Origin of the sequence: Clostridium mobile (assembly GCF_018918285.1) — a bacterium.
In the GTDB taxonomy this organism is placed as follows: domain Bacteria; phylum Bacillota; class Clostridia; order Clostridiales; family Clostridiaceae; genus Clostridium_AW; species Clostridium_AW mobile.
Genome location: NZ_JAHLQF010000001.1, coordinates 761,045 through 781,574 on the forward strand (window position 1 = coordinate 761,045; position 20,530 = coordinate 781,574).

A 20,530-nucleotide genomic window follows, 5' to 3' on the forward strand; every position below is an offset into this window, starting at 1 on the left:
AATTTTTCAAGGGGCTTAATGCCCCTTTGTCTTAAAGGTTTGAGAAACTCTAAAAAGTATCAACGACGCTGCCATCTGTATAATTCCTCCTACTACTATTGTAGTAGTAGTTCCAAAATAATCGGATAATAAACCTGATAAATATGCTGAAACTGGTATAAGAGTCCACGTCATGAATTTGCTTGTTGCTTGAACTCTTCCAAGAAGATGCTTGGGTGTAATAGATTGTCTTATAGTCGCCACACATGGATTAATCAGCGACGCCGCAAAAGTTCCCAAGGCATTGCTCAATATAAGAAGGAGATAATTTTCAACACTTCCAAAGATTATAATAGAGCTTCCTCCTACTATGAATCCTATAATTATTACATTTATGTATGAAAGATATTTTAGTAGATAATTAGTAAATATAGAACCTAACATGGCACCAATTCCACCTATGGAAAGCAATATCCCTACCTGTTGAGCATCAAGACAGATCACACTTCGCAGGTAAAAAAACATTACTGTCAAAAACAATGTGGTTCCTATGGTAGAAAAAATTAAAGCAATGTTAGTGTGAAATAAAATAGGATTTTTAAATACAAACTGAAAACCTACTTTTAGATCATCTCCTAATTCCTTTAAAAGTGATGTATTTTCACATCCTTTTTCTTCACCTTTTATATTATGTTCCTCTGATCTATTATTTAATATATTATCTGGTATATCAATGGATAGAGTTGTTATTAGAGTTCCTAAAAAGCTTATTCCATTAAGTAATAGAGCATACCCTGGATTATATAGGGTGATTATGGCTCCACCAATAGAGGGCCCTATTAAAATCCCCATATTATAAATCCCTGAATCAAGGGAATTTACAAAATGCAAGTCATTATTTTCTACCATTAAAGGTATGGCCGAAAACCTAGCTGCGTCATAAATCTGTCCTAAAAATCCTAAAAATATAGTAGCTAAATATATATGCCATATTTCTAACCCACCTGCCAAATATAAAAAGCCCATTGAGCATACCACTGTACTTTCTATTGCATCACATATTAAAAGAAGTTTTTTCTTATTAAACCTATCCACTAGGGCTCCGGTGATGGGTTGAAATATATTTGGAATCTTTCCTATTGCCGTAACGGTAGCCATCTGAGCTACTGAACCTGTGATATTATATACTATCCAGGGTAATGCAATCATATAAATTTGATCTCCTATAAAAGAAATCATTGTTCCCGTCATCAATTTATAAATTGGCATCAACCTTTGAAATCGAGTTTTATTAATCGAGTTATTTGAGTAGGAATTATACCCTTCAATCATAAAAAACCTCCAATTTATAAATTATCTCTCTAAATAGCTTTTGAGCTCAGACTCCATTAAAAACAAAAATTCTTTATTCAATTGGTACTTAGATTCCACGATTTTTACAAGTCGTACTGATCTTAACATACTTAAATGATGGTGAACGGTAGACTTTGCAAGGTTTAACTTTTCCGTTAATTCCTGAAGTGTTCTGTCCTCTTCATAGAGAAGTTTTATAATTCTAAGCCTCATTTCATCTCCTAAAGCCTTATATCCTTGAATTAAACTAAAATCTGGAGCATAAGCATCCTTACTATTCTCTATGCTTTCATCACTTACAGGATAATAAAATATTTTTGTATCCCTACTGTCGGCTTCAACAGTCCATGGCCTGTAAGAATATTGAGGTATAAGTAAAACATTGGTTATTGTTGGCTCTGGTAAATATACTCTACCCCCTGTAGCCCACTCAACAAATTTTTCAGGAGATAGGTTTTTCTTCATTAAATTTTTGTTTTCAAAATCCCTCTTAAGTACTGATAAAATATATTCTTCATCTGGTTTAATTACAGCTTCATACCATCCCTTCATTAAAATTTCAAGATGGTTTTTAAGGGTATCAACAGGTACATTACATATAAATTCTATGTAGCTTGGAAAAAATTTATTGTTTGAACAACTTTTTATTAATTCTTCCATAGCTTCTTTATTTCCAATGGAAGCATTTTTTCTATCCTCTTCATTTTTAAGCCCTAAAAATGGAATTGAATAAAATCTTAACTCCCCCTCTTCTAAGTTTCTTATATATTTTAAAAAGCTATTTAAGCCTGTAAAATCTTCTAAATAGAGCAGCTGAAGCAACGTCTTCCATGTATTGTGCCTTTTACTATACATCAGTTCTTTTTCTACTGCAGCAGGTAATTTTTCTATTGTATCTTTCCAATACTTCCCTGACTTTTCAAGAGTATGATGCAGTTCGTCATAAGTAGATGCGGCTATACCCAATGCACATTCCCATAAAGAAGAGTATTTCATGTGAATTTCATAAGTTGTTTTTGTACTTGAACTAAGATTAAGAAGTTTCATAATATCCGCCCTTTCGAAAATTATATTGATATTACCAATTTTTATCTCGAAATCATTCTATCATATTCGAATCATATATTCAACATATATCGAATAATATTATTTTCTTATATATTTTGAAAGGATATTAAGATATATTTCTATGTATTAAAACAAGAAAAAACTTCTGTCATGTTCATTTTTATAAAGAACACCAGAAGCTTTTTACTCATAACTCTACCATATAGCATATTTTTCTGCTTGGCTTTTTAAATCCTCCCTAAAATTAGGATGAGCTATATCTATAAGCTGCTTAACTCTATCCTTTATACTTCTTCCTCTTAATCTAGCTACTCCATATTCAGTAACTACATAATCCACATCATTTCTAGAAAAAGATACTGGGGCTCCTTGACTTAAGAAATGGACTATAGTTGAAATGGTGTCATTTTTAGCCGTGGAGTATAAAGCTATTATGGACTTTCCTCCCTCAGAGTTTTTAGCCCCAACTCCAGTGTCACTTTGTCCACCAGTTCCGCTATATTGTCTAATGCCTAGAGCTTCTGAACAGCATTGACCTGTTAAATCCAATTGAAGAGCAGTGTTTATAGATACCATTTTATAGTTCTGTCCTATTACATAGGGATCATTAACATACTCACCACGTCTAAGCTCTACCCCAAGATTTCCATCTATAAAATCGTAGAGCTTTCTACTTCCCAAAGCAAATGTTCCTATCATTTTATTTTTATGAAGAGTTTTTCTTCTATTTGTAATTACCCCTTTTTTATAAAGTTCATACATTCCTTCCGTTATCATCTCTGTATGAACCCCTAAATCTTTTTTATTTTCAAGGGCTTTAGCAACTGCATTCGGTATTCCACCTATGCCCAATTGTATTGTTGAGCCATCTTCAACAAGCTCTCCAATAAGATTTCCAATAATAATATCCTTCTTGCTAGGAGTAACCAGTGGAAGCTCTGGTACCTTTCCATTATACTCATATAAAAAATCCACTTCACTTATATGAACCATTGTATCCCCATAAACCACTGGAAGATTTTCATTAATTTCTAATATCACTAAATCTGCCTTCTCCACATAATTTCTTTCATAAGTAACGGATAAGGATAAAGAAAAATATCCATGTTTGTCCATTGGTGTTGCACTACCTACAAAAATATTTGGTTTTTTATAATATAGTCTATCCTTAGCAGCTCTATGAAGATGATTTGGAACAAAGCTAGTTGTGCCATTATTATGAGCCTTTCTCGTCAATGGACTATAAAACCAAGTCTCATTGATAAAATGACCTTTCATAGATGGGTCTGAAGTAAATTCATAGTTATTCATATTAAGACAAGTTACCACGGAAACCTCTTCTACCCTTTCCTTGATTTTATGAAGGTTAGATAAAAACCCTACTGGTTCAGCTGCTGCTAAGGATACAACAATCTCATCTCTTGACTTTACCTTACCCAAAGCTTCTTCCATAGTAATATGTTTTTTTGAATACTCCTCTTTATAATTCATGATTCTTCCACCTTATTCAACCTTTCCCCATTTAATTACGTTAGCTGCCCAAGCATATCCAATACCTGCGCCTACTGTTACTACCACATCGCCATCTTTAATTTTTCCTTCTTCTAAAGCTAATTTCACGGATAAAATTTGGTCTATTTGACCTATATGTCCGTAATCTTTTAAGTAGATAGATTTACTTTCGCTGATTCCAAGTTCTGATAAAATATATTTATGAGCAGAATATTTAAAATGGATCATTGCTATATAGTCGATATCTTCTTGCTGATAACCGCTATTTTCTAAGGCGTCTCTTATAACCTTTAAGAAATTTGGCGTAGATTTTTCATTTAATCTACTCTTCATTCCTTCCACATCCATAACATCTAAAGACTTATATGCCCTATCTAAATTTTCATTATTTATAAGATGCTCTGTACCTCCATAAATAACCGCCACATCTCTTGCAAAGGAACCATCAGTGATAATTGAAGTTTCTAAAAGAGCGTTTCTTCCATAATTTTTCTTTAATACAACTGCCCCTCCTCCTGCTGCTAAATTGTACATAAAGCTAACTCTATTATTTTTATAATCTATGAAGTCTCCATTTCTGTATCCTCCACAAATTAACACTGTATTTATTTTACTATCTGCTATCATCATGTCCTTTGCTACCTTCATCGCAGTTATAGCAGTACAACATCTTTGAGCAATATCAAAGCCAATGGCATTATAAGCACCAATTTTCTCTTGAATATACATAGCAGATGTGGTTAGTGGATACTCCTTCCATTCCTCTCCAATGCAAATAATTAAATCTATGTCTAAAGGATCAACTCCATTATTTTTCAAACAATCCATTGCAGCATAATATCCCATTTCTTCAGTACCATCTCTCTCACCTGGAATAGTTTTTTGCTCAAAACCTAGCTTACAAACAACTGCCTCCTCACTCCATACTCCACCAGTTAGCTCACTAATCTCTGCTGCTGTTAACTTATTTTCTGGCAAATATAGCCCAAAACCAACTACTCCTATATGATCTTTCATTAAAGTTCCCTCCCTGCTTATTTCCTCATTATTTAAAATAAGCAAAACTCATGCCATTTGATTTTTTGAATAAAAAATGCTAATAAACTTCTCTCTTCGCGTGAGAAATTTATTAGCACAAATATTTACCTTAAATAGTCTTGTACCAATTTATAACAATGTCTTCTTTTGTTACAGCTTTAATTCCAAGCCATATTCATCAATTTTTCTATAAAGGGATTGCCTTGGTATTTGAAGTTTTTTAGAGGCTTCCGTTTTATTGTAGTTGCACTCTTTAAGAACATTAATTATAATCTCCTTTTCAATAGCAGACAGCATCTGACTTAATCCTCCGCTCTTAGAAGCAGTTCTTTCCTTTAAGCCATCCTTTACTATATAAGCTGGCAAATCACCTATTCCAATATTAACATCATCCGCATTTACAGACATTTTTTCCACTACGTTTCTAATCTCACGAATGTTACCTTTCCAATTATAGTTAGCGAGTATCTCCATTACATTAGGAGATACATGCCTAAACATGCCTGTTTCCTTATAAAAGTTATCCAAAAATCGCTTTATAAGTATGGGTATATCGGACTTTCTCTCTCTTATTGGAGGTATCTCCAATGTTAATACATTTAATCTATAATACAGGTCTTCTCTAAACTTTCCCGCCATTAGCATTTTCTCTAAGTTTTTACAAGTTGCACTAATAACCCTTACGTCGATAGGTTGAGGTGCCTTAGCTCCAATTGGTACAACCTCTCTTTCTTGCAATACTCTAAGAAGTTTTGCTTGCATGTGTAAAGGCATTTCTGCAATTTCATCTAAAAATATAGTTCCTCCATTAGCTAAATGAAATTTTCCAAGGTTGCCCCCTCTTTTAGCTCCAGTAAAAGCCCCATCTTCATATCCAAAAAGTTCTGCTTCTATTAAATTCTCCGGAATGGCAGAGCAATTTATTGATACAAAAGGCATATTTGCTCTTTTACTTTCATTATGTATAGAATGAGCAAAGAGCTCTTTACCAACCCCGCTTTCTCCTAAAATTAGTACGCTAGAATTCACCGCGGCGAATTTTCTAACTTTATTTTTACTATCTTCAATTTCCTTAGATACTCCTATTATGTGACTTAAGTTATATTTTGCAGAGTTTAATCTTGCCATTTCATTTTTATATAGTTTTAATTCCTTATCTACCATTTTAAATTTATTTAAAACTTCTTGCATCTTGTCCACATTATCAAAAACCAACATGCCCATTCCACCTATGACTTCCCCTTTGTCATCATATATAGGCATTCTGTGAACAATAGCTTCTTTTCCGTTATTAAAACTATGCTTAATATTTATCTCTGCTTGTTTTCTTTTTAATGTATCTAAGAAACCTGACCCGGGATTAACATCAGTAACTAGTTTTCCTATCATATCTTCAATAGGAGGCCCTAAAAATGTGCTAAAAGCACTATTTATATAAATGATTTTACCCTGTTTATTTAAAATATCTACACCAATAGGAAGGCTGTCAAAGACATTTTGGCAAAACCTCATAAAATCCTTATCTTCTCCTATGCATTTCACTAAAACACCCCCATCACAATATAATGGAAATATTACTAATATTATACACTACAATAGATATTGTGTAAATATATTGAATATTAAGATAAATTATAGCTGTTAATATAAATATACCCAAAGGATAAAGTTCTCCCTTGGGTATAAAGATTAAGTTATACTTATTTTACTATTATAAGTTTGGAGGAAACCTATTAGTATAGTACAAAATTCTGAGGGCTTTTCATACATAGATCCATGTCCTGAATCTTTTATAACTACCATATTGGAGGTTTTTATTCTTTTATAAATTTCTTCTTGATAGGGTAATGGAGTTATAATATCTAGGTCTCCTCCTATTATAAGGGTGGGTATATCTATTTTTTCAATTTCCTCTCTTAAGTCTAAAGTTGAAGCACTTTTAATGGCTCTTCTAAATCCATCATACCACTCCTTAGTAAAAGCTGTTTCAAATAATTTTTCCCTTTCCTTTAGCCATTCATTATTTTCTTCATAAAATTTATGCGAATATATAAAAGGCATTGTAGCTGAAAAAAACACCTTATTATCATAGGTTGATGCAGCATAATCCCAAAGTCTTTCTATATCTTTCATTAAATGATTAGTGTAACAAGTGGTATTAGCTAGCATTAAACTCTTCAGTTTTTCTTTATATTTTAGGGAAAATCTCATTGCCACCTCTCCACCATAGGATATTCCAAATAAATTAACCTTTCCTAAATTAAGCTCTTCAATAAATTTATTTAGAATTTCTACATGCAGGTCCTGAGTGTATTCTCCTCTCCCTTTAGAAGACTTTCCTTGGTCTACAAAATCTATAAGAATAAGTCTGTAATTTTTAAAGCTATCTAAAAAAGGTCTCCAGCTAAGTGCACTCATCATAATTCCATTTAAAAATATAACCGTTTCCCCTTCTCCATAGCTTTCATAATAAATATCATAATCGTCTATATTTACATAACTCATAGTTTTATCATCCTTTTTATGTTTAACTATTTTCCTAATATTTGCTCCATGCTTCTAAATCCAATGTATGGGTCCCATCCTGTTGGATTCTTTTCATTCATTTTTACTAAAGCCATTTCTTGTGTTCCAAGTCTTTTTCCATTTGAGAAGTCTATAGATCCACCAAATGGATTTTCAATTGGTGAAGACTCAAGAGCATCCATGTAAGATTCCCAAGTTAATTCCTTATCACCAACACGTCTTAAACCTTCTGTAAAAAAGTGTGCTGCTATCCATCCTGTCATGGCATAAGCATTGTTACTGAAGTCTTCACTTGAAGTTTCCTTTATCCATTTTCTATATTCATCCATAGTCGGTTTTGTCGCATCCACCCAAGCATGAGCATAAATGTCAAATTTATTATTAACTGTTGAAGCTACTGCCTCTGTCATAGTTTTGTCGGCATTTACATATGTTGTTAAGGCTGGCTTAGTATTGCCTTGCTTTGCAAGTTCTTTAGCTATTTGTGGGAATGTGCCTTGTATTCCAGCTATAATTACTATGTCTACATTTTCATTTTTAATTTTTGATACTGCTGCTGATACGTCTTCTGAGCCTGGAGCTACTTGCTCATCAACTACAGTTAATCCACCAAGGGTATTAGCCTCCTGTTGAATGCCTTTTAATAAGTCTTTACCAGCATCATCATTTGTATAAATAACTCCTATTTTACTTGCTTTAAACTCTCCCTTTGCCCAAGTTGCCATTATACGTCCTTCCATTGGGTAAACTGGCTGTACTGGATATATGCATCTCTCATTCCCTTCAGCTTTTTCATTGTAGAGAATACCTGTCCCTGTAGCGAAGTAAACTGCTGGAATTCCTTTTTCTTTTATATCATTTAATGTAGCTCCAACAATTGGAGTTCCAAAGTGACCAACTAAAGCAAATACTTTTTCGTCATTTACTAGTCTCTCAAGAGCTGCTTTACCTTTTTCAGGATTAAACTCGTCATCTTGATGCACATATTCAATTTTTCTTCCGTTTATTCCTCCACCCTCATTCACCATTTTTAAGTAAGCCTCTATACCTACTTTAAATGGCACTCCTACTGGTGCAAGAGCTCCTGAAGTAGCTGCACTGTTACCTATTTTTATAGTAGTATCTGTTACCCCTTGTGCTTTCTCAGTTTCTTTGCCACAACCTGCTAAAGCTACCGTTGCAACCATTAATGTAGCTAATAATAATGAAATTTTTCTTCTCATCTTTAATCCCCCTAATTAATAATTTTAAATTAATGATTAATATATAGTGATTAATATATTAAGAGATTTCTCCCTTTGGATACTTTAATCTTTTTAAGAGGTTCTAACATGATCCTAAATAAGCTTCTATAAGTTTCTTATCTTTAATTAAGTCACTTGCTTTTCCAGATATATTTATTTCTCCCACTTCTAAAACGTAGGCATAATCCGCTATTTTTAAGGTTTGAAGGGCATTTTGCTCAATGATGAGCACTGTGGTTCCCTCTTCATTGATTTCCTTAACAATTTTAAATATATCTCTAACAATAAGGGGAGCTAATCCTAGTGATGGCTCGTCTAACAAAAGAACCTTAGGACTACTCATGAGTGCTCTTCCTATAGCTAACATCTGCTGCTCTCCTCCACTTAAAGTCCCAGCTATTTGCTTCTCCCTTTCCTTAAGCCTAGGAAAGTATCTATAAACTCTATCTAAATTTCTCTTTATTTCCTCTTTGTTTTTTAATGTAAAAGCTCCTGTTTTTAAGTTGTCTACCACTGAAAGGTCTGAAAAAATTTGTCTTCCTTCTGGTGATTGCATAATCCCTAGTGAAGTGATTTTCTCTGCAGACATTTTGGTAATATCTTTATCGAAAAAATTTATTTTCCCAGCTTCTACTTTTGCAATACCAGAAATAGCCTTTAAAGTAGTGGTTTTTCCTGCGCCATTGGCTCCTAATAGTGCTACAATTTTTCCTTTAGGGACTTTCACATTTATTCCTTTTAAAGCTTCTATGCTTCCATAGGAAACTTTGAGGTTTTCGATACTTAACGCTATCTCACTCATGCTATTCATCCTTTCCTAGATATGCTTCTTGTACTTCTTTATTAGTTTGAATTTCTTTAGGAGTTCCTTCTGCTAACTTTTTACCAAATGAAATTGCGCAAATACGGTCACAAATATCCATTACCAATCTCATGTCATGTTCCACCAGTAAAATATTGCAATTGTATTTACTCCTAATAGTTCTAATTAGCTCTGCTAGTTCTAAGGTTTCTACCTCATTAAGTCCTGCAGCAGGCTCATCGAGAATAATTAATCTTGGATTGCTCATCAATGTCCTTCCTAATTCGATTTTCTTCAATATCCCATAAGGTTGACCACTTGTTAACTCATCCTTTTTATCTTCTAATTGTAGAAACTTTAATACCCCCAAAGCTTTTTCTCTAAGCTTCTCCTCTTCTTTTCTTGCTCTTTTTAATCTTAATGATTGAGAAAAAATACCACTTTTATATTGTACATGAGCACCTACTAGTAAATTATCTAATAATGATAGCTCACTTATAAGTTCTACGTTTTGAAAGGTTCTAACCAATCCAAGCTTTATGATATTATGAGTTTTTTCTCCTACTAAATCTATTACAGAGCCGTCCTCTTTGGTAAAAAGAACACTGCCACCATCTGGTTTATAAAATTGAGTTATACAGTTAAATACTGTAGTCTTTCCTGCCCCATTAGGTCCAATAAGTCCATATATTTCACCTTCATTTATTGAAAAACTAAGATTGTCTACTGCCTTTAGTCCTAAGAAAGCTATTGATAGATTTTCTACTTTAAGCATTTGAACTTTGCTCATTTACTATCACCTTTTTCTTTTTAAAGTATTTTTTTATATCATCGAAAACAAATATTAAACCATTTGGATAGAATAAAATGACAACAATTATTAATACTCCTGTAAATATAAAGGATAATCCATCCGTGCTTCCTATTAAGGGAAGTCTTTTTAGTATTAGTTCAGGTACTCCAAATACTATGAAAGATCCTATTATAGGCCCGCTTATGGTTCTCATACCTCCAATTACTATCACCGCTACTATTTGAAGTGATAAGGTCAATGTCCAGGTAGAGGGATAAGCAAATTTTATAAAATGCACATAAAGGGCTCCTCCCAGTCCAGCGTATACTGTCGCCACTCCAAAGGCTATAAGTTTGTATTTTAAAAGGTTTATTCCCATAGCTTGAGCTGCAGCTTCGCTTCCCCTCATGGTAAGTAGCGCTCTACCAATTGGCCCATGAATAAAGTTATGGGTAAGTATCATCACTATAACTAAGACAACCACAAGCAATACAAAGGTACTCCCTCTATCTAACTTAATTGCTCCAAACAATACCGGATAGTTTGCATTTTTCCCTGAGAAACCTCCTGTGATAACTTCATACTCTACAAATACCTTTCTAAGAATTTCTGCTACCCCAAGGGTTGCTATTGCTAAATAATACCCTTCTAATCTTAAGGAGGCAGCGCCGATTAAAAGTCCAATAACAAGAGGTACTAGCATAGATATTAGAAGAGAAATTATAAAGGGCATCTTCAAATCACTGGTTAGATAAGCTGATGTATATGCACCTAGTCCCATGAATCCTGCAGTTCCAAGAGAAATAAGACCAGAATACCCTAGCAATACATTCATTCCTATACCCACGATAGCGTAAAACAATATAGTTCCAAAGATTGTCACCGTAGCACTATTTAAAATTCCTTGTGATTGCAAGAATGGTATCAAACATAATATAATTCCAAAAAGTATATATCTCCCATAAACATTTTTAAGTAATTTTTTCATAGCAGTGTTATTCTCCTCTCTACACCTTTTTAACCATCTTTTTACCAATGATTCCATTTGGTCTAAGTACTATAAATATAAGAATCAATGTATATACAATGGCATCTCCCCAGGTTGATGAAACATAAAATAGCAAAATATTTCTGCTTAAGCCAATAATATAGGCTCCTAAAACTGGGCCATAAAAAGTGGAGAATCCTCCTAATACACAGGCTATGAGAGCATTTATTTGAACATTGTCCATCATAGAAACATTTACTGTAATAGATGGTGCTAACATTAAGGCTGATAACGTACCAAGTGCTGCTGCTATTGCCCAAGATACCATTGTTACAGTTTTAGTTGGAACTCCCATAAGTCTAGCGGTTTGCTCATTTGAGGATGTAACCCTTACTGCAAGACCCAATTTTGTTCTTTGTAGAAAATAGAATAATACTAACATAACAACTATTCCTATAGTAATGTTAAGTAGAGCATTATAGGTAATAGAGGCCCCTCCTATATCCAATGTTCCTGACTCTATAAACCTTGGAAAAAACAATGGCATTGAGCCGAATATCATAGGTGCAATTCCTAAAAACAACATAATAAGTCCAAAAGTTATGATTTGCTTTGCTATTGGTGAGCTTTTATTTGCTCTTCTTATTATCACAATATCCACTAAGATACCCGTTATAATAGCAAATATCATGCCTACAATTGCAGCTACCCAAGCAGGACAATTGAATTTCATTAAAAATACTGTAGCTATAAATGCGTTAAACATTCCCACTGAACCTTGGGCAAAATTAGTGGTTCTACTTGTTCTAAATATAATGATGATACCAAGCGCTGCCAGTGCATAAACACTCCCTGTCTCTAGGCTACTAAATAATAATTGCAAAAAAATATCCATATACACCCTCTCCTCCCCTATGTAACAAATTGGTACAATGTCATTAATACTTACATAATTTTTCTATAGCTATTTAAGGTTTTTCTACGGTTTCCTACAGTTCCTACCCTTAGTAAGAACTTCATTGTACAGTCCTTTGTTTTCTTCACATTATATTACTAGCAAGTACCATGCCAAATTTATAATTTCCCCCTAGTCAGTTTTTTAATTTTAGTAATAGAAAAATGGCTACATTTACATTAATTAATGATAAATTTCATAATTAATATGGAAACTGCAGCCATTCACATTTTAAAGATTATTTATTTTTCCCTATCTTAAGATTTCACGTTACTATTAACACATAATTATTATCATATAACTATTACTAAGCAATTTACACATCTATAAATTTATAAATTTATAAATTGGTCAATTTCCTCATAAATCTCATTTAAACAGTCAACAAAAGGAGAATGTCCACAGTCTTTTAAAATAATCATTTGAGAATTTTTTATATGCTTATTTATGTCCTCTGCCATGGTAAAAGGAACTACATAATCTCTATCCCCTTGAAATATGAGGGTAGGGGCTTCTATTTTATTGACTGCTCCATCACCCTTTGAAATTCCATTAAATTCTTCAGTTATATTAAAGTGCACAAGAGAATAGTCTACATCCACTAAATTTCTTTGAGTAAGCATATCCTCTAAATACTTTTCATATCTATGACTTTCCGGTTTATTGTGGGTGTATATGACATGATTCCATAACCCTCTATAAAATTCTTTATCTCTATTTTCTATAGCTCTTAAAACAGGAGCTACTTGTACAGGATCTTTTTCTATTTCCTCCTTAGTTATTAAAAAATCTCCAGCTATAGGTTGTCCTTCTTCATTCTTTCTAAGAATGGGATAACCCTTAACCCCTACAGATTCAACTAAAATAAGTTTCTTTACCTTATCACTATGATCTGCTGATAAATACATGCCCACTCCCCCACCAGTAGACCAACCTATGACTATGGCATTCTTTATTCCAATCTTCCCACAAAAATCATTCACATCTTCACTAAAGTCCCTTAATGAGTTCACCCTATTGTTATAACTAGAAGCTCCAAAACCCCTTAGATCCACTGCATAAACCTTATACTTGGGAGTAAGCTTATCCATTAGTAAATCCCAGTGCTTAGAAGAAGTCATATTGCCATGAATCAATAAAATTGTTTCATCTCCACAGCCTGCCTCTCTATACCCAATAACCTCTCCATTATCAATACTTACTGTCTTAATATCATACTGTTGTATCATTTTATTACACCCCTCCAATCAATAAGTAAAATGAATGAATATGTAGCATGAACCCTCCTTTCACTGATTTTTCAAAATATTTCTATTTATAGTATTTTCTATGTAGGGTGTGTTTTTACCTTGTGGAAATTAAATATAAATAAAAAAACTATGTGTATGAAAAATCCAATAACACATAGTTTTTTTATTTATACTTAATAAGCAATTCTTATTATACTCATATTTTTTAACTAGTAACCCCAAATACATCTTGCATTTCCATAAGTTGTACTTTATTGTCTCCAGCCATCATAATAATATCCCCAGCTTCAACTATAGTAGCACCGTTTGGAGTAATTAGTTTTCTCCCTCGTTTAACCATTACTATCAATATCTCCGTAGGTATATCCAAATCCATTATAGCCTTTCCCGCCATTTTACTACCCTCTGGAATTGTCACTTCCAAAAGTTCCGCGTGAAGCTCTCCTGAATAATCAGTAAAGGTCTTAAGCACCGTCTCTTCCTCTGCTACCAAATCAAGCTTTTTAGCAATAGGAATAAAAAGAGTTCCCTGAACTACAACGGACACCAATGCTATAAAAAACACGATATTAAATATTTCATCTGCAACAGGTAGCCCTGCTGTTAAAGGGTATGTTGCAAAAACAATTGCCGCTGCACCACGAAATCCAACCCATGATACAAGTAACTGCTCTTTAATAGGTTTTTTAAACAAAGTCAAAACAATGAATATAGCCACTGGACGTGCAACAAAAATGATAAAAATTGCAACTGCCATTCCCTGTGTTGCTACGCTAGGTAATCTTGATGGAAAAGCTAATAATCCCAATGTGAAGAATAAAAGAATTTGCATAAGCCAAGATAATCCATCAAAATAACGAACCAAGCTTATTTTATGAACAAGCCTACTGTTTCCTAGTATGAGACCTGTAATATAAACAGCTAAGAATCCATTTCCTGAAAGCAATCCAGCGCCCGCATAGGATAACAGTGCAGTACCAATAACAATAATGGAATAAAGCCCATCAATATCAAGATTGATATTATTGATAAGCCATACTGAAAGTTTACCTATAATGGCACCTACCAGTACTCCTATTGCAATTTGTGTCAGTAAAAGTAAAAATATATTTTGACTTTCACCTAATATTAACCCAAGAAAAACAGTGGTTAACATATATGCAATAGGGTCATTAGACCCGCTCTCCATTTCAAGCATAGGAGCTAGACCATTTTTAAGATTGAGCTGTTTCGATCGAAGTATAGAAAACACCGAGGCTGCATCCGTAGAGGATACTATGGAACCGAGTAACATTCCTTCAAGAAAGGTAAACCCAAGTACAAAATGAGCAAAAATTCCTATCAAAAATGCTGTAAGTACTACTCCAAGGGTAGCAAGCACACCGGCTGCCAGAGCAACGGGCTTCGCCGTCTTCCAACTTGTACCAAAACCACCTGAAAACATAATAAATATAAGTCCGACATTACATAAATTTTCAGCAAGCTGTGGATCATTAAAATAAATGCCTCCTGGCCCATCTGAGCCCATAAGCATACCCATTGTAAGGAATATAACCAAGGTAGGTATACCGTACCTATATAAAACCTTACTAGAAACTGCGCATATAAGCAGAATTATTCCTGCGATAAATAAAACATCCATCTAATACCTCCCTTGTTATCTTAAGTTATATACTTTATTTTACCAAGTTATATAGTTAAAAACTAGACTGTATTTTCTTTACTTACAATATGTTCTGATTAATTTTACAATTTATACACAATTAGAATATAAGTTATTACATACATGTAAATTTATGATAATATTATATTATTGTGAAAGGAGTGGGTTCTATGCGTATTGAAAGAAATGCTAAAATTGATGCAAATGAATTAAACAATTTATTGAAAACTATAGGATGGGGATTAAATTCACCTAAGAAGTTAGAAGAATCTTTAGGATTATCCTGGGGATGGATTACTGTAAGAGATGATTTAAATAGACTTATAGGATTTGTTCAGATACTTTCTGATGGTATTAAACATGCTTATATATTAAGATTGCTTGTACATAAAGACTACCAAGGCAAAGGAATTGGTACAAAAATAATGGAGAATCTAATGGAGCTTCTTGAGGAAAACAATTTAAGCCCTGTTTTGTTAACAAAGCCCTCTGAAGAATCATTTTATTCTAAATTTGGATTATCAAGAAGCAACAAGGGATTTATTTCTTTATTTAAATGGTAATAGTGCTATTATGATATAGATAGAGATATAAATAAAAATAGATTTTATGGTATATAATTAATACAAAAACTAAAGGTGGGTCTAGATGAGAAATTTAAAAATGACGATAGAATATGATGGAACTAGATACAAAGGATGGCAAAAACAAATTAAAGATGTTTCAACTGTGCAAGATAAAATAGAAACTGTTTTATCTAAAATGACAGGAGAAGACATTCAGGTGATAGGTTGTGGAAGAACGGATTCTGGTGTACACGCTGAAAATTATACAGCAAACTTTCATACTAATTCTAATCTCAGTATAGAGGATATGTTAAATTATCTATATACATTTTTACCTGAAGATATACTAGTAAAATCTATGAAAGATACTAGCGAAAGATTTCATGCAAGGTATAATGTAAAATCAAAAACCTATGTATATAGGATAAATAACAATAAATTCAGAAGTGTATTTAACAAAAAATATTATTATCACATTAATGAAAAGCTTAATTTAAGCGCAATGAGAGAGGGAGCAAAGTTTTTAATTGGAACTCATGATTTTCAAGGCTTTACCAGATTAAAATCTAAGGATAAATCAACTATTAGGACTATCAATTACATAAATATAACTGAAAATTGTGGTATGATAGAAATGGAGATTAACGGAAATGGTTTTTTATTAAATATGGTTAGAATCATTGCCGGAACTCTCCTAGAAGTGGGTAAGGAGAACATTAAACCAGCAGATGTAGAAAGAATATTAAATGAAAAGAAGAGAGCAGAGACTAAATTAATTCTTGAAGCAAAAGGATTGTGCTTAAGAGATGTTCATTATTAATAGTTTTATCACTGGAAAGTAATAATAAAAATTCAAATAAGAAACGTACATAGATTTATATAAATCTATGTACGCCTTATTATCCTCTTACTGTTAATTCAATTTTATTCCGCAGCTTTAAAGTTATATATAGGCGTTATCTTATGAACTATATCTACGGTGTCTTTGATGTTACTTATTATTTCCTCCATGGACTTATAAGCTAATGGACATTCGTCTATGGTTTCTTTCTTTACTGATGTTGTAAAAATTCCCTCCATAGTCTTTTTATATTGATTCAATGTAAATGAATTTCTTGCTTGAGTTCTGCTCATAATTCTACCAGCACCATGTGGAGCTGAAAAATTCCAATTTTCATTTCCTTTTCCAATGCAAATAAGGCTGCCATCTCGCATATTTATTGGTATTAAAAGCTTTTCTCCTTTTTGAGCTGAAACTGCACCTTTTCTTAAAATCATATTTTCCATATCAATATAATTATGAATAGTTGTAAATTCTTCTGCTACATTGAGCTTCATGCCTTTAATTATTTCATTAATCATAACCTTACGGTTTAATTCTGCAAAACGTTGAACAATTTTCATATCATGAATATAATCTTTAAAAATCTCTCCGGATACATAGGCTAAGTCTTTATTATCGCTATTAAGGGATTTAAATGCCTCCCTTTGATAAAAGCTTGCAACTTCATGTCCTAAATGTCGGCTTCCTGAATGAACTACTAAATATAGATTTCCTTCGCCATCTTTATTAGCTTCAATAAAGTGATTACCTCCACCCAAGGTTCCAATGCTTTTTCTTGCTCTAATAAGATTTACTTCCTTTCTACATTTGAGCTCATCTAGATCAATTTCATCATTAAATTTATGTTCCTTATCTCTTATTTTGAAACCACTAGGAATTTTCTCGTAAATTAGCTTATCAAGTTTTTGAAGCTCCATGCGTCGGTTTTCAAGCTTTATAACTTCCATTCCACAGCCGATATCAACCCCAACAAGATTGGGAACTACCTTATCCTCAATGGTCATTGTGGTTCCTATTGTGCAGCCCATTCCACAATGTACATCAGGCATTATTCTTATTTTACTTCCCTCTACAAACTCTTGATTACATAAGGTTTCAATCTGCTTAACTGCAGCCTCTTCAATATTATCTGTGTAAACAATTGCTTTGTTATATTTACCAGTTATCTCAGTCACGATATCCCTATCCTCCCCTTAATATAATTAAATGATTTTCTCTATTATATCCCATTTACCTCATATAAAAAAATTTTATCCGATGACTACCATCCGTAATACTCCCATAACGGATGCTACGTCCCTGGATAAGTTCTTCTAAGCCTCAGTTGGAGTAAGTATTCCTTTTAAGCAAACTCCATCTGAAGCTAAGAATCACTTGATTATAATATAAATATTAAGGAGATGGCAATTTCTCTACCATCTCCTTAATATTTATATATAATTTTAAATTAATCTTCAATTTAAGTTAATAAGTTTTTAATTTAAATTTATATTATTCTATTATTTATAAGTGTAATTTTAGCTTTATGAAATTTATTCCATTCCTAAAACCAACTTAACAATACCCATAGAAAATGTTTCTATGTCTTGTGGCAACCAAGTCTTTTCTTTTATTTCAAATTTAAATGTTTGTTCTTTTAAATCTGATGATGGTTGTACATTCTTATATTCATTTATTAAATTTTTTATATAAACCTCTGTTAGTTTGTTAAGAATTTCTTCCTGATTTGTAATGTTTAACTTTTCAACTTCTTGAATAGCATTTGTTGCTGCTTTTTCATCAAGAGCAATTTCATTAATATAGGTTGTCTTTAGTTTAACATCTGCAGATTCATCATTTTCAGAAACAATTTCTGTTTCTGCTGATAATTTCTTTAATGCTGATGCACGAGCTGTGTATATTTCATTTACTTGGGCATCACTAACTTTCAAACCTGCTACTGCAAAATTATTTTTTATTGTTTTCATAGTTTCGTCTTTTTGTATTTTTGAAATTTCTTCTATTTGCTCTTTAGGTAATTTGATCTTCGCTAAAGCCTCCTGATCTCCTTTGATATAAAAATCAAATAGAATTTTTGCTGTTTCATCAGCAGCTACCTTTGGTTTAGAACTACATCCTATTACCATAATTGAAATTACTATTAAAACAAGTGATAGAAGTAGACTTTTTCTTCCTTTTTTCATGTTTTTCCCCCTAATATGATATATTTTCCAAAATAAATTTACCATATTTTTAGGCCTTTGTCAATTTTTTATATATTATATTTGATATGATTTTTAATAGTATTAATAATTAAATTTAAATTTCTTTTTTATGTCTAATAGTACGGCATATATACAAAATGATGAAAACGTCTTTACTTAGATATTGTTGTGGATCTATTTAATAGAAAATTTGTAGATGATAGGTGTTACTATAACTTTAAAATTAGTTATAGACGCATTTAATGCTGATGTAGATAAATAGAATATTAAGAAAGGATTATTATTTCAATTTGATAAGCATACAATATGCTTTATATGATTAAGGAGATTTATTGAAGAATGGTGGTTTTTTAAAGTATGGATACTAAAAACTGATGTCATGATAGTATATATTTTAGATCTTCTTATAATTTTTTTAAAAGAATAGTTTTATGGACGGAAATTTAAGTCTAGAGCTGAAACTAGAATAGTAATGATTAAATACTTAGATATCTAAATAGAATCAATTTCAGGATTGAAAGTTGGAGCAAGTTCAAATATTTTTGAATCATTTATTTGATTGTTTATTTCACCAACAACGGCTTCTCTAAAATGGTCTAAATCTGATTGTTTAAGTGTAGGTATTTTTTCTAAAAGCATTTTGTCAAATAGCTCTCTTTTTTCTTTTCCTGCCTGTGGTATAAATCTAAAATGTTGTTCAACAGCAAAATAAATTGATTTTGCGATGTTATAATTAGTGTTATATTGTTCAGCACCTATTTTATTTATTAATTCCTGTTGCTTACTTTTAATATAAGAAACTATTAATGTAGTTAAATATGTAACTAATACCCCTAATATTGAAAATATAGCTTGTGTTAAGATTTTTGTTATTTCATTTTGCATAATGTTTTCCTCCTTTATATATCTAGCGTATATCTCTATACACTTATTAATTAACTTTGATTATTTTTTAATTATTTTATATTATTTGTTTAGTTCCTTTAGTTCTTGTGGTAATCCAAACCTTATTACCTTCTTTTTCATCATCCTGAATAGATATATAATTGTATTTATCTAAATGCAGGTCAATTCTTCCTCTGTTTGGTATGATTTGTACATATCCTATATCACCAAAAGGCACTATTCCTTCAAAGTTTGGTATAGTATGGTCTATAGATGGATAGCTCTCTTTGTTTTCTGTTTTCACTTCTTCGGATTTCTTTTGAAATGCTTCTTTTCCTGTTATTCCTTTTATGATTGTCTTAGCAATATCTTTAGCATTGTATCTATTAGAATCTGCTTTATTAGATATGAACAATGGTTCTATCAACACTGCTGGCATAGATGTATGTTTTAAAACATATAAATCGTTTCTAAACCTAGCTCCACGATTGAAGTATCCTAAGCTAGATATTTCTTTGCATATTCTATCTGAATACTCCTTTCCTTTAGTTGACATATATAATACTTCACAACCATTAGCACTTTCTTTTTCAAAGCAATTTCCATGTAAAGATACAAATAAATCTACTTTATAGTAATTCGCCATGTTTACTCTATAAGTCAAAGATTGTGATAAAGTAAGGTTATTTTTAGTAGGAGTTACATCATAAACTGTGTATCCTAGTTCTCTAAGTCCATCAATTACAAACTTTCCATACTCTCTTATTATTTTTTCTTCATTTAAAAATCCATTAGCTCCTCTATCTCCGCCAGTACCATGTCCTAAATCTATTGCTATTTTACTGTTTAACGGCAACATA

General features: G+C 32.2%; 19 protein-coding genes. 2 read left to right on the forward strand and 17 right to left on the reverse strand.

Annotation, left to right across the window (positions count from 1 at the left end):
- Positions 1-15: 15 nt before the first annotated feature.
- The 13 genes from KQI86_RS03735 to KQI86_RS03795 form a co-directional block, all read right to left on the reverse strand.
- Positions 16-1,311: an MFS transporter gene (locus tag KQI86_RS03735; RefSeq protein WP_216437806.1), complete on the reverse strand. Its 1,296-nt coding sequence runs from the start codon at positions 1,309-1,311 to the stop codon at positions 16-18.
- Between the two features lie 21 nt (positions 1,312-1,332).
- The gene (locus tag KQI86_RS03740; protein WP_216437807.1) at positions 1,333-2,379 is read right to left on the reverse strand and encodes an ArsR/SmtB family transcription factor; all 1,047 of its coding nucleotides are present in this window, start codon (positions 2,377-2,379) and stop codon (positions 1,333-1,335) included.
- Positions 2,380-2,595: 216 nt separating this feature from the next.
- Positions 2,596-3,891, reverse strand: coding sequence for an acetyl-CoA hydrolase/transferase family protein (locus tag KQI86_RS03745; protein WP_216437808.1), 1,296 nt, complete (start codon positions 3,889-3,891; stop codon positions 2,596-2,598).
- A 12-nt stretch (positions 3,892-3,903) separates the two neighbouring features.
- Positions 3,904-4,929, reverse strand: a complete 1,026-nt coding sequence (locus KQI86_RS03750; RefSeq protein ID WP_216437809.1) for a 3-oxoacyl-ACP synthase — start codon at positions 4,927-4,929, stop codon at positions 3,904-3,906.
- A gap of 171 nt (positions 4,930-5,100) precedes the next feature.
- The gene (locus KQI86_RS03755) at positions 5,101-6,492 is read right to left on the reverse strand and encodes a sigma-54 interaction domain-containing protein (RefSeq protein WP_216437810.1); all 1,392 of its coding nucleotides are present in this window, start codon (positions 6,490-6,492) and stop codon (positions 5,101-5,103) included.
- A 147-nt stretch (positions 6,493-6,639) separates the two neighbouring features.
- On the reverse strand, positions 6,640-7,455 hold the full coding sequence (locus KQI86_RS03760) for an alpha/beta fold hydrolase (RefSeq protein WP_216437811.1): 816 nt from the start codon (positions 7,453-7,455) through the stop codon (positions 6,640-6,642).
- 26 nt (positions 7,456-7,481) lie between these two features.
- Positions 7,482-8,699, reverse strand: a complete 1,218-nt coding sequence (locus KQI86_RS03765) for an ABC transporter substrate-binding protein (protein ID WP_216437812.1) — start codon at positions 8,697-8,699, stop codon at positions 7,482-7,484.
- A gap of 103 nt (positions 8,700-8,802) precedes the next feature.
- A complete protein-coding gene (locus KQI86_RS03770; protein WP_216437813.1) occupies positions 8,803-9,522 on the reverse strand; it encodes an ABC transporter ATP-binding protein in 720 nt (239 codons plus the stop codon).
- Between the two features lies 1 nt (position 9,523).
- Positions 9,524-10,312 (reverse strand): ABC transporter ATP-binding protein, encoded by a 789-nt coding sequence (locus tag KQI86_RS03775; protein WP_246582637.1) that lies wholly within the window; start codon positions 10,310-10,312, stop codon positions 9,524-9,526.
- Positions 10,290-11,303 carry a branched-chain amino acid ABC transporter permease gene (locus tag KQI86_RS03780; protein WP_216437814.1) on the reverse strand — a complete coding sequence of 338 codons (1,014 nt, stop codon included), beginning with the start codon at positions 11,301-11,303 and terminating at the stop codon, positions 10,290-10,292. The genes KQI86_RS03775 and KQI86_RS03780 overlap by 23 nt, the downstream gene beginning before the upstream one ends.
- 19 nt (positions 11,304-11,322) lie before the next feature.
- Complete coding sequence (locus tag KQI86_RS03785; RefSeq protein ID WP_216437815.1) at positions 11,323-12,198, reverse strand: branched-chain amino acid ABC transporter permease; 876 nt, start codon at positions 12,196-12,198, stop codon at positions 11,323-11,325.
- Positions 12,199-12,590: 392 nt separating this feature from the next.
- Positions 12,591-13,487: an intracellular short-chain-length polyhydroxyalkanoate depolymerase gene (gene phaZ / locus KQI86_RS03790; RefSeq protein ID WP_216437816.1), complete on the reverse strand. Its 897-nt coding sequence runs from the start codon at positions 13,485-13,487 to the stop codon at positions 12,591-12,593.
- Between the two features lie 226 nt (positions 13,488-13,713).
- Positions 13,714-15,150, reverse strand: a complete 1,437-nt coding sequence (locus KQI86_RS03795; protein WP_216437817.1) for a potassium/proton antiporter — start codon at positions 15,148-15,150, stop codon at positions 13,714-13,716.
- 191 nt (positions 15,151-15,341) lie between these two features.
- Between KQI86_RS03795 and KQI86_RS03800 the strand changes: the two genes are divergently transcribed.
- A complete protein-coding gene (locus KQI86_RS03800; protein WP_216437818.1) occupies positions 15,342-15,734 on the forward strand; it encodes a GNAT family N-acetyltransferase in 393 nt (130 codons plus the stop codon).
- An 85-nt stretch (positions 15,735-15,819) separates the two neighbouring features.
- Positions 15,820-16,557 (forward strand): tRNA pseudouridine(38-40) synthase TruA, encoded by a 738-nt coding sequence (gene truA, locus KQI86_RS03805; protein WP_216437819.1) that lies wholly within the window; start codon positions 15,820-15,822, stop codon positions 16,555-16,557.
- 104 nt (positions 16,558-16,661) lie between these two features.
- Here the strand turns inward: truA and KQI86_RS03810 are convergent, their stop codons facing one another.
- From KQI86_RS03810 to KQI86_RS03825, 4 genes are all read right to left on the reverse strand, one after another.
- On the reverse strand, positions 16,662-17,756 hold the full coding sequence (locus KQI86_RS03810; RefSeq protein WP_216437820.1) for an RtcB family protein: 1,095 nt from the start codon (positions 17,754-17,756) through the stop codon (positions 16,662-16,664).
- Positions 17,757-18,113: 357 nt separating this feature from the next.
- Positions 18,114-18,764 (reverse strand): DUF5105 domain-containing protein, encoded by a 651-nt coding sequence (locus tag KQI86_RS03815; protein ID WP_216437821.1) that lies wholly within the window; start codon positions 18,762-18,764, stop codon positions 18,114-18,116.
- A 513-nt stretch (positions 18,765-19,277) separates the two neighbouring features.
- Positions 19,278-19,670: a hypothetical protein gene (locus KQI86_RS03820; RefSeq protein WP_216437822.1), complete on the reverse strand. Its 393-nt coding sequence runs from the start codon at positions 19,668-19,670 to the stop codon at positions 19,278-19,280.
- A gap of 76 nt (positions 19,671-19,746) precedes the next feature.
- Complete coding sequence (locus KQI86_RS03825; protein ID WP_216437823.1) at positions 19,747-20,529, reverse strand: N-acetylmuramoyl-L-alanine amidase; 783 nt, start codon at positions 20,527-20,529, stop codon at positions 19,747-19,749.
- Between the last annotated feature and the right edge of the window lies 1 nt (position 20,530).